The sequence below is a fragment of the Ramlibacter humi genome (genome assembly GCF_004681975.1).
Lineage (GTDB): Bacteria > Pseudomonadota > Gammaproteobacteria > Burkholderiales > Burkholderiaceae_C > Ramlibacter > Ramlibacter humi.
The window spans coordinates 420,114-430,417 of the sequence record NZ_SMLK01000001.1; the positions used below are offsets into that span (position 1 = coordinate 420,114).

Genomic DNA, 10,304 nt, shown 5'->3' on the forward strand with positions numbered 1-10,304 from the left:
AGTGCCCCGGCCATGCCCGCCGCCCCCGAAACCACCCGCCGCCAGCTGCTGCAGCTCGCGGCGGCGGCCGCCGGGTTGCTCTGGTTGCCGGACCTCGGCGCGCAGGCTCGCTGGACTTCGAATCCTTTCTCCATGGGCGTCACCAGCGGCGCGCCGGCCACCGATTCCGTCGTGCTGTGGACCCGCTTGCGCCCCACGCGCGGCGACTTGCCGGAAGGCGGCCGCGTGCCGGTGGCGGTGCGATGGGAAGTCGCGGAAGACGACGGCTTCCGCCGCATCGTGCGGCAGGGCGAGACGCTGGCGCTGCCGCAGCTGGCGCACAGCGTGCACGTCGAAGTGCCCGGGCTCGCGGCCGACCGCTGGTACCACTACCGCTTCCATTGCGGCGACGCCACCAGCGTGACCGGCCGCACGCGCACGCTGCCCGCGCCCGATGCGATGCCCGATCGCCTGCGCGTGTCGTACGCGTCGTGCCAGCGCTGGGAGCACGGGCACTATGCGGCGTGGCGGCACATGCGCGACGAATCGCTGGACTTCGTCGTGTTCCTCGGCGACTACATCTACGAGTACCCGAACGCCACTTCGGCGGTGCGCAGCTTCCCCAAGCTGGGCTGGGTGAAGACGCTGGACGACTACCGTGAACGGTACGAGCTGCATCGCAGCGATGCCGCGCTGCAGGCCATGCACGCGGCCTGCCCCTGGCTGGTGACCTGGGACGACCACGAGGTGCAGAACGACTACGCCGGCGAACACCCGGGCGACCCGCGGCCGATGGGCATGAACCGCGTGGCCGATTTCGCCGCGCGGCGCGCTGCGGCGTACCAGGCCTTCTACGAGCACATGCCGGTGCGCGCTTCGGCTTTCGCGCGCGCGTTGGGCGAAGGCCAGCCGGGCGGCGAGCTGCGGCTGTACACGAACTACCGGTTCGGCCGCCTCGCGGACCTGCTGCTGCTGGACGATCGCCAGTACCGCGACGCGCAGCCCTGTCCGCCGGACGACCGGCCTGCGGGCGCCATCGATCCGGCCACGTGCGCCGTGTGGGAAGACCCGGCGCGCACGCTGCTCGGCGCGGCGCAGGAAGACTGGGTGGCGCAGCAGTTCGCGAAGGCGGGCAGCGGCTGGACCGTCGTCGGCCAGCAGACGCTCTTCGGCCAGCGCGACCTGAAGCCCGGCCCGGGAGAGTTGTTCTCCAGCGAAGGCTGGGACGGCTACGCGGCGGCGCGGCGGCGCATGACCGGCGCGCTGCAGCGCCACGCGGTGGCCAATCCCGTGTTCCTGGGTGGGGACGTGCACGAGAACTGGGTCGGCCACCTGAAGGCCGATTACCGCCGCCCGGACAGCGCTACGCTGGGCGTGGAGTTCTGCGGCACCAGCATCACCTCGCGTCCCGGGGCGGTGGACCGCATGCCCGCGCGCCTGGCCGAGAACCCGCACTTCGTGTTCGCCGACGCCGAGCATCGCGGCTACGGCGTGGCCGAGTTCACGCCTTCGCGCATGACCGCCACGCTGCGCGGCCTGGACGACGTGCGGCGCGCCGATTCGGGCATCGCGACGCTTGCCGCGTTCCACGTGGCAGCCGGCGCGCGCCGGCTGGAGCGGGCGTGAGCCGCTTCGCGCGTTCGCTGTTCGCCGTGCTGCTGCTGCTGGCGGCGTGGCAATCGCGCGCCGACACGGTGATGCTCGGCGACGAGCCCAGCTACCCGCTCTCGCGCTCGTTCAGCTACCTGGAAGACGCGGGCGGCATGCTGCAGCTGGAAGACGTCCTGCGGCCGGACACCCAGGCGAAGTTCAAGCCGCTGGCGCCGCTGGGTCCGGGCCCGAACTTCGGGCTGACGCGGTCCGCGTTCTGGCTGAAGGTGTCGCTGGACGTGCCGGCGGGCGTGCCGCGCGACTGGCTGCTGGAGGTGGCCTATCCGCCGCTGGACCACATCAACCTGTTCTCGCCCGACCAGGCTTTCGGCTTCCAGCAGCAGGTGGGCGGCGACAACGAGCCGTTCGCGGCGCGCGAGCTGCCGCACCGCAACCACGTGTTCCCGGTGCGCGTGTACCCGGGCACGTCGTCGACGATCTATCTGCGCGTGCAGTCGGAAGGCACGGTATCCGCGCCTGTGCGCCTGTGGCAGCCCAGGGCGCTGTGGGCGCACGACCAGCAGACCTACGCCACGCTGGCGCTGTACTTCGGCCTGCTGGGCGGGCTGCTGCTCTACAACCTGCTGCTGTGGGTATCGGTGCGCGACCGCGCCTACCTGGTGTACGTGGCCTTCGTCGCCTCGATGGGCGTCGGCCAGGCCGCGCTGTCGGGCCTGGGCGCGCAGTTCCTGTGGCCGGAGTGGACCTGGTGGACCGGCGTGTCGGTCCCCGTCGGCCTGAGCGCCGCCGCCATCCTCGGGCTGCAGTTCGCGCGCAGCTTCCTCTCCAGCGCCGCCCGCATGCCGAAGCTGGACAAGGTATTGCTCGCGCAGATGGCCGGCTGGGGCATCGCGCTGCTCGCCGCGCTGTCGGTGCTGCACGTGGCGGCATGGATGGTCACGGTGCTGGCCGTGGTGAGCGTGGCGACCATGGCGGCCATCGGCTACATCAGCATCCGGCGCGAATACGCCGGCGCGCGCTGGTTCTTCACCGCCTGGGCCATGCTGCTGCTGGGCGTGGGCCTGCTGTCGCTGCACGACACGGGCGTGCTGCCGTCCAACGCGCTGACGTCCAACGCGCTGCTGATCGGCTCGGCGCTGGAGATGGTGCTGCTGTCGTTCGCGCTGGGCGACCGCATCAACGTGGCGCGCCGCTTCAAGGAGCAGGCGCAGGCGCGCATCGCGGCGGAGCACGCGATGGTGGAAGTGCTGTCGGAATCGCAGGAGCGGCTGAAGCAGGTGCTGGAAGAGCGCGAGGTGATCCTGGAGAACTCGCTGGTCGGCATCGCCTTCCTCACGCCGCAGGGCCGCTTCAAGTGGGCCAACAAGGCCATGCTGGACATCTTCGGGGCCGACCGGAACTCGATCATCTCGATGGAGCCGTTCTACGAATCGCGCGAGCAGTACCTGCGGGTTGGCCACGAGGTGGCTGCCGCGGTGGCGCGCGGCGACGTTTACGAGCGCGAACTGCCGGTGCGGCGGATCGACGGCACGCGCATCTGGATCCAGCTGTCGGGCAAGGCCGCCAGCCGCAGCGACCTGGCGCTGGGCACGGTGTGGGGGATCATGGACATCACCGAGCGCAAGCAGCTGGAAGAGCAGCTGCGCAGCACCATGTCCGAGCGCGAGGCCATCCTGAACAACGCCGTGATGGGCATCGTGCTGTCGGTCAACCGCCGCCACGAGTGGGTGAACGAGAAGTTCGCGCAGATGCTGGGCTACCCGCGGCAGATCCTCATCGGCCAGTCGTCGATGTACATCCACCCCGACGAGGAAAGCTGGCTGCGTTTCGGCGTGGAGGCGCGCGCCGCGCTCATCGCCACCAACGGCTACACCCACGAGAGGCGGCTGAGGCGCCGCAACGGCGAGCTGTTCTGGGTGGAGATGGGCGGCAGCTGCGTGCGCCCGCACGACCCGGACAGCGGCGTGATCTGGACCTTCCTGGACATCACCGAAAAAAAGAAGTCGGCCGACGAGGTGCGCGAGGCGCTGGAGCAGCAGAAGGCGCTGAACGAGTTGCGCACGCGGTTCGTCGCCATGACCAGCCACGAGTTCCGCACGCCGCTGGCGGCCATCCTGTCGGCCGAGGAAGTGCTGCGCCACTACGGCGACCGGCTGCCGCAGTCCGAGCGGCTGGCCACGCTGGACGACATCGCGTCCGGCGTGCAGCGCATGTCGCGCATGATGGACCGCATCCTGCTGCTGGGGCAGGCCGACGCGAGGATGCTGGACTTCGTGCCCGGCTCGGTGGACCTGCCGGGCCTGTGCCGCAAGCTGGTGGAAGAGGCGAGGGCGCAGCACCCCGACACGCGCTGCGAGGTGTCGGCGCGCTGGGCGGCCGGCGTGGGCCAGGGCCAGTTCGACGAGAAGCTGCTGCGCCACATCTTCGGCAACCTGCTGTCCAACGCGGTGAAGTACTCGCCCGCCGGCGGCAAGGTCCTGCTTACGGTGCGGCCCGAGGGCCGCGAGATGGTGTTCGAGGTGGCCGACCAGGGCATCGGCATCCCGGCCGAAGAAGTCCAGCACCTGTTCGAGTCGTTCCACCGCGCCAGCAACGTCGGCGCGATCCAGGGCACGGGCCTGGGCCTGGCCATCGTGAAGAACGCGGTGGAGGTGCACCACGGCCGCATCGAGGTGCACAGCGAGCTGGGCCGCGGCACCCGGTTCATCGTGCGGCTGCCGCTGCAGCCGGAGCCGGTGGCAGCCGCCTAAGCCAACACTTCCAGCAGGCGGTCGAGCCCGCCTTCGTTGATCTGCACCATCGCCTGCTCGCGGACCTTGGGCTTGGCGTGGTAGGCGACGGACAGGCCGGCCTCACCCATCATCGGCAGGTCGTTGGCGCCGTCGCCCATGGCGATGGCCTGTTTTGGCGAGATGCCCAGCCGCGCGCAGGTCTCCAACAGCATCTTGCGCTTCTCGGCGCCGTCGCAGATGTCGCCCCAGGGCTGGTTGACCATGCGGCCGGTGAGCTGGCCGCAGTTGGGGCCGGACTCGATCTCCAGCACGTTGGACCGCGTGAAGTCGATGCCCAGCCGGTCGCGGATGCGGTCGGTGAAGAAGGTGAAGCCGCCGGACACCAGCAGCGTCTTCAGGCCCGCGGCCTGGCACGCCCTGACCAGTTTCTCGGCGCCGGGGTTCAGCTGCAGCTGCGTGGTGTAGACCAGTTCCATGTCCGCCACCGTCACGCCGCGCAGCAGCGCCACGCGGCGGCGCAGGCTTTCCTTGTAGTCGGCGATCTCGCCGCGCATGGCGGCTTCGGTGATGGCCGCCACTTCGTCCTTCAGCCCCACCGCGCCCGCGATCTCGTCGACGCACTCGATGTTGATCAGCGTCGAGTCCATGTCGAAAGCGATCAGCTTGAAGCCGGAGAGGCGAAGGGGCGGGGTGAAGCCCTGGATGGCGAGGCCGGGTGAGAAATCTTGCGCGGGCATGGGAGCGATTGTCCCATCCCGCGCCTGGCCGCTCGCGCGGCGCCGGGTCAAGTCAGCCCGGCGTTCAGAACCTGCAGCTTGCCCGGCCCGCGGTTGCGGATGTGGACCTCCCGGCCGGCCCCGCAGTCGAACTTGTCGGTGTGGCCCGCGCTGAGCGTCTGGTCCGGATGGCGCTCGGCGCCAAGTTCGATCCAGTAGCTCACGTTCGCCCCTTTGGGGTTGTACACGCTCACCGTGCCCTTGAGCATGCCGAGCCTCACTTCCTTGTTGTCGCCATCCACGTTTTTCACGCCACTCATCACGATCTCCTTTCAGGGTTGAACAACATTCACTTGGCCGCGGCCATCTCGGACTGCTCGCGCTCGCGCGGCACCGGCGCGGGTGCGGGTGCGGACGGGCTGGCCGGAACCAGCTGCCGAACCCGGGCCAGCTTCGAGACGATGCGAGGCAGGTCCGCCGACTGGCCGTGCCGCTCCATTTCCGCCACCACCTCGCGCGTGAGGCCTTCCAGCAGCCCGCGCGGCACTTCTTCCTGCAGCAGGCGCAGCACCTTGCGGCCCTGCCCGGATGCGGTCCATCCGTCGAGCTGGCGCAGCGGGTAGCCGAAGCCGCCCACGCTCGCCTGCGCCGGGAAGCCGTCGCCGTCCACGCCGAGCGCCAGCGAGGTGGCCAGCAACTGCGGCACGCCGTCGGGCCCCGCCGGCAGTTCCTGCACGGCGATGCGCACGCTGCCCAGGCCGTCGCAGGCCTTGGCGTAGGCCCCTTCCTCCTGGGTGAAGCCCATGCGCCGGAAGGTGCCCGCGTCGCAGACGGCGCCCAGCTCTCCGTAGGTCGCCTGCAGCCACATGTGCTCGTCGGCGACGAACTCCCGCCGGCGTGCCTCGAAGCGCGCAGAAGCGCGGCCGGAGTAGTAGAAGGCTTCCCAGTACTGGAAGCGCTGGCCGCCGCAGCTGGCCGGCGCCTGCACCTCCACGGCCTCGCCCGTGCGATAGATGCGCAGGGCGGTGGCGCGCCCGTCGCCGCGGCCGGCGACGTCGGCACCGGAGAAGGACAGGAAGGGACGCAGGCCGTGGTTGCCCACCAGCGACAGCGTCTTCACGTCCACGCTGCTGCGCCGCATGTGGCTCAGGAGCAGCTTCAGCCGCAGTTTGGTCACCTGCGCCTTGTCGCCGTACTGCGCCGGCAGGACGGTGCGCGTCACCAGGATGTCGGACCACGCCGCCGGCGCCGTGTAGCGCGCCGTGTTGGCGGCCACGCGGTTGGACGACTGGCCCACCAGCCAGTCCAGCAGGCTCGCGTCGCCGTCGTCGGGACGGTTGTTGGCGATCCTGACCGCGCCGTCCTTGTAGGCGCAGGAGACGCTCCAGGCCCGCCCCCGCTCTTCCTGCTTGCTGTTGGCGCTTTCGCGGATCTTGGTCAGGAAGGCCAGCAGCGTGTCCTCGGACCGCAGGATCGACTGCCCGGCGTGCACCAGCCAGAAGTTGAGGTTGAGGTCCGCCGGCGGCGCCTTCAGCGCCAGGCCGGCCTCTTCGTCCAGGCCGATGGACAGCAGCCGCACGTTCTGGTCGGAAGGATCGAGTTGCGCCGCTTCCATCAGGTTGACCGTCGTCGAGCCCGTGGTGTTCAGCTGCGCGAGCTGCTGCGCATCGAGCGTGACGTACACGTTCTGCTGGTAGGCGACGTCGGTGGTGTTCACCACGTCCACCAGCTCGGCCACGATGGACTGGAGTTGCGCTTCGTAGGTGCGCCGCACGTTCTCGATCTTCTCGCGCGGAAAGACCAGGTCCACCGCCTGCAGCAGCGTGTCGGGCGTGCCTGCCGCCGGCGCGGCGTTGCACAGCTTGTCGACGCTGGCCGTCAGGTCGTTCAGCAGGAAGTCCGCCTTGGTGCACGGGCGCAGCAGCCGGTACTCGAAAGACTTCGCCAGGTAGTACTGCATGCGGGCAAGGCTCTCCACCGCGTCGCGCTCGACCACCTGGAAGTAGCCGTGCAGCGCCGGATCCAGCGCCTTGAGGGCGCCGTCGCGGGCGGCGGTGATCCTGGCGATGGCCGCCTGCACCTCGCCCATGCGGGCGAGCGAGTCGCGCACGGTTTCCAGCGCGGACGCCAGCGAGGTCGCGGCGTCGCCCTGACGCTCCGACGCGGCGTCGATCTTGTGGATCAGGTCCATGTAGGCCGGGCAGTTCTCCTTGGCCTTGGCCAGTTCGGCGTCGATGGTGGAGCGCGGCACGCTGAGCGCCGAGATGCCCTCGGTGAGGTCGTGCACGGCGCTGCCGGCCTGGTTGGCCACCTGGCCCAGCTGGCCGGAGAAGTCCTTCAGCGGCTGCTGGCGCTCGGCCGCCGTGCGATCGAGCTGCCTGTCCTCGTCCTTCCAGGCGCGCAGCGTCGCGTCGTTCTTCCTGCGCTCGGCCACGCGCGCCTGGCCTTCGGCGCGCAGGCGCTTGCCGTATTCCCCGGCGATGCCCTTTTCCTTCAGCTTGGCCAGCACGTCGGCTTCGCTGGCACCGGCGGGCAGGCCGTGCTTGCCCGCCAACTCGCCGAGCACCTTCTGCTTGTCCTGCTCGCGCTGCCTGGCCACGTCTTCGCGGCGCGCCTGGCGTTCGGCCGCCGCGTTGAGCTTGCGGTCGCATTCGGCCTTGCGCTTTTCCTTCAGCCTGGCGTACTGCTCCTCCAGCGCCGCCACCTGGGCACCCAGCTTGTCGCTGCCGGCGCTGGCGAGCCCCGAAACCGTCTTTTCGGCCAGCGCGTCCAGGCCCTTGCCCTTCATGGCCTGCAGGTTCTCGTCGATCGACTTGGACGAGTCGATGGCGCCCAGGATGTTGGCGCCCTGGCCGATCATGCCGGTGATCGGCTGGCCCACCGGCACCAGCTGCAGCACGCCGGACAGGATGTTGAGCACGCCTTTGAAGATCGCCTTCTGCTTCTCGTTGGCGACGACCTGCTTCTCCAGCTGCGCTTCCTTGTCGCGCAGGCTCTGGCGCAACGCGTCCTGTTCCACCTTCGCATCCAGGATCTCCTTGCGGATGCCGTCCAGGGAGGCGAGCGCGTCGTTGTGCTCCTCGGCCAGCGCCTTGCGGCGCCGCACCAGGCCGTCCAGCGCGAGGTCCCATTCCAGCGAGGCGGTGGACAGCTGCTCGTAGCGGGCGTTGAGCCAGCGCGCGAAGCACAGCACCGGGATGGCGCCGTCGATGGTGGCGCGGTAGAGCTTCAGGTTCAGCTCGAACGACAGGGCCGGCACCCAGCCCGGGCGCTTGCCGAAGGCGTCGAGCCCGCTCTCCAGCCGCTCATGCAGGGCGTCCAGCGCGGCTGCCTCCGGGAGAAAGTCGCCGGCGCTGAAGCCCTGGGCGAACTGACCGTCCTTCAGCGCCTTGCCGTAGGCCTCCACCAGCAGCGTGGCTTCGGCGGTGAAGCCGGCACGGAACAGCTTCTGCGCATGGTCGCATGCGCGGTTGGCCAGCGTGGGATGGCACCAGCCACCGGGGACGTCGGCCACGGGCAGGCTGCGCCCCGTGGCGGCGGGCCCCGGTTCGGGCGGCGTCACCAGCTGCATCGGCGGCGCCTCGGCCAGCACGGTGATGCTCATCTCGTTGGCGGCGTCCCAGAAGCCGCGCCAGTACATCAGCTTGGCCTTGCAGGGGTTCAGGGGCTGGCGCGCGTTGGTCGCGTTCAGCGGCGTGGCCGGCGTGCCGTTGTCTCCCGGCTCGCCGCCTTGCGCCGTGACGGCGCCGGCGGCCCGCAGGGCGGGCGCGATGCCGGCGGTGCCGCCGACCGTGCCGCCGTCGCCGCCGGGGCCGCCCTGGCCGGCGGGCTCGCGGGTGCGGATGGGCGCGAAGCCGGGCCATGCCCCCCAGCAGGTTTCGCCGTTGGCGAGGTCCGGGATGTTGAAGTACGGCCGCTCGATGTTGCCCTCGGCGGGCGGCTCCTTGTCCCAGTAGTCCACGCGCACCGCCCGGTCCAGGATGTGGCGCTCGTCGTCGCTGCGCAGGTTGTCTTTCACCACCAGATCCTTGGGCGGCCCGAGGAAGTACTTGCGCTGGATGGTCTTGTTGCCGTACGGGTAGGTCGCCAGCTGGACCGGGTTGCGCGCCTGGCCGTTGCCGCCGCGCCCACCCTTGGCACCGTTGGAGACCACGCAAGGCGCACCGACGATGTCGCGCGCATGGAAGGTCACCGGGCCGCCGGCGCCGCCGGCCTCGCCCGTGACGCATTCGTCGGCCCACAGCTCCAGCGGATTGGCCGAGGTGTCGATGCGGGCGCCGGGCGCGAATTCGACGACCCGCGCGTAGATTTCGATGGCCGTCTGCGGCAGCCGCACCGTGCTGGACACCACCAGGCGGTCCGCGATCAGGGTGAGGTTCTGCAGGTCGTCCGTGTTCCCCAGCAGGCGGCTGAGCGGGTTCTGCGCGTTGCCCAGTTCGATGGTGAGCGCGCAGCAGGACACCGAGCGCGTCAGGCGGAAGTCGTTGTTGAACCAGGTCTCCTCTTCCGACCAGGTTTGCGCCAGCGCGTAGTCGCCCGGGTCGGGCCGGCGCTGCGACCGGGTCGCGATGCCCACCGTCTGGTCGGGGTCGCGCAGCGCGCGCCGCAGCACCAGGCGGTGGGTGACGTCGCCGGCGCGCAGGTCGAACTGCAGGTCGGCGGCGTCGTAGCGGCCGGCGGCATCGCCGGAGGCGGTGAATTCGAACAGGCACCGATCGGTGCCGCGCGGGTCCGGCGTGCACGCGAAGCGGCCGGCCAGCGCGCCGGCGGCCGGGCCCGCGACGTGCGCGGCGGACAGCGTCCGCGCCGCCGGGCCGGTGAAGCAGATCCGCGTGTCTTCTTCGGGCCAGTAGGCATCGACCAGCCCGTGCGCCTGAATGTCCTGGAAGGCGATTTCACGCATGGTGTTCTCCCTGGGGATGCCGGCGTCAGACCTTGAGGATCTCGACTTCGCGCTCGGCCACCGTGCCCTTGCGCAGCTTCGCCTGGATCGTGCGATTGGTGCCCTTGAACGCGATGGCCTTGGTTTGCAGCACGTCCAGCTCCCATCCGGCGGCGTTGGCCGTCACCCACTGGCCGATCAGGGTCTTCAGCTCCGTCTGCGTCTCGTGGTGCATCGCCTGGAGCGTGGCCTGCGCCGCGCTGGAATACGTGATCTTCATGTCGGTCCCCGTGGTGGACGGCGCGGGATTGCACCGTCGAGGCGGACTCTAGGAACGCGTGCCCGCCGGCGCGATCCCGCGATCGCGGCGGCGGGCGGCCATGG

The 10,304-nt window shown here is 70.4% G+C and carries 6 protein-coding genes; 2 read left to right on the forward strand and 4 right to left on the reverse strand.

Annotated features, from left to right (window positions below; genetic code table 11):
- Positions 1–12 precede the first annotated feature (12 nt).
- Entirely contained in the window at positions 13–1,605 is a 1,593-nt protein-coding gene (locus EZ216_RS02055; protein ID WP_135247910.1) for an alkaline phosphatase D family protein, read from the forward strand.
- Complete coding sequence (locus tag EZ216_RS02060) at positions 1,602–4,340, forward strand: sensor histidine kinase (protein ID WP_135247911.1); 2,739 nt, start codon at positions 1,602–1,604, stop codon at positions 4,338–4,340. Before EZ216_RS02055 ends, EZ216_RS02060 begins: the two co-directional genes overlap by 4 nt.
- Here the strand turns inward: EZ216_RS02060 and serB are convergent.
- The 4 genes from serB to EZ216_RS02080 are packed head-to-tail and all read right to left on the reverse strand — an operon-like array spanning position 4,337 to position 10,200.
- Complete coding sequence (gene serB, locus EZ216_RS02065; RefSeq protein ID WP_135247912.1) at positions 4,337–5,059, reverse strand: phosphoserine phosphatase SerB; 723 nt, start codon at positions 5,057–5,059, stop codon at positions 4,337–4,339. The genes EZ216_RS02060 and serB overlap by 4 nt on opposite strands.
- A gap of 47 nt (positions 5,060–5,106) precedes the next feature.
- A complete protein-coding gene (locus EZ216_RS02070) occupies positions 5,107–5,358 on the reverse strand; it encodes a hypothetical protein (protein ID WP_135247913.1) in 252 nt (83 codons plus the stop codon).
- A 29-nt stretch (positions 5,359–5,387) separates the two neighbouring features.
- Complete coding sequence (locus EZ216_RS02075) at positions 5,388–9,941, reverse strand: coiled-coil domain-containing protein (RefSeq protein ID WP_135247914.1); 4,554 nt, start codon at positions 9,939–9,941, stop codon at positions 5,388–5,390.
- A 25-nt stretch (positions 9,942–9,966) separates the two neighbouring features.
- Positions 9,967–10,200, reverse strand: a complete 234-nt coding sequence (locus EZ216_RS02080) for a hypothetical protein (protein WP_135247915.1) — start codon at positions 10,198–10,200, stop codon at positions 9,967–9,969.
- Positions 10,201–10,304: the final 104 nt, after the last annotated feature.

Bases quoted from the DNA above. Each gene is read 5' to 3' on its own strand.
- EZ216_RS02055 (WP_135247910.1), top strand. From the start codon at position 13: ATGCCCGCCGCCCCCGAAACCACCCGCCGCCAGCTGCTGCAGCTCGCG.
- EZ216_RS02080 (WP_135247915.1), bottom strand. From the start codon at position 10,200: ATGAAGATCACGTATTCCAGCGCGGCGCAGGCCACGCTCCAGGCGATG.
- EZ216_RS02070 (WP_135247913.1), bottom strand. From the start codon at position 5,358: ATGAGTGGCGTGAAAAACGTGGATGGCGACAACAAGGAAGTGAGGCTC.
- serB (WP_135247912.1), bottom strand. From the start codon at position 5,059: ATGCCCGCGCAAGATTTCTCACCCGGCCTCGCCATCCAGGGCTTCACC.
- EZ216_RS02075 (WP_135247914.1), bottom strand. From the start codon at position 9,941: ATGCGTGAAATCGCCTTCCAGGACATTCAGGCGCACGGGCTGGTCGAT.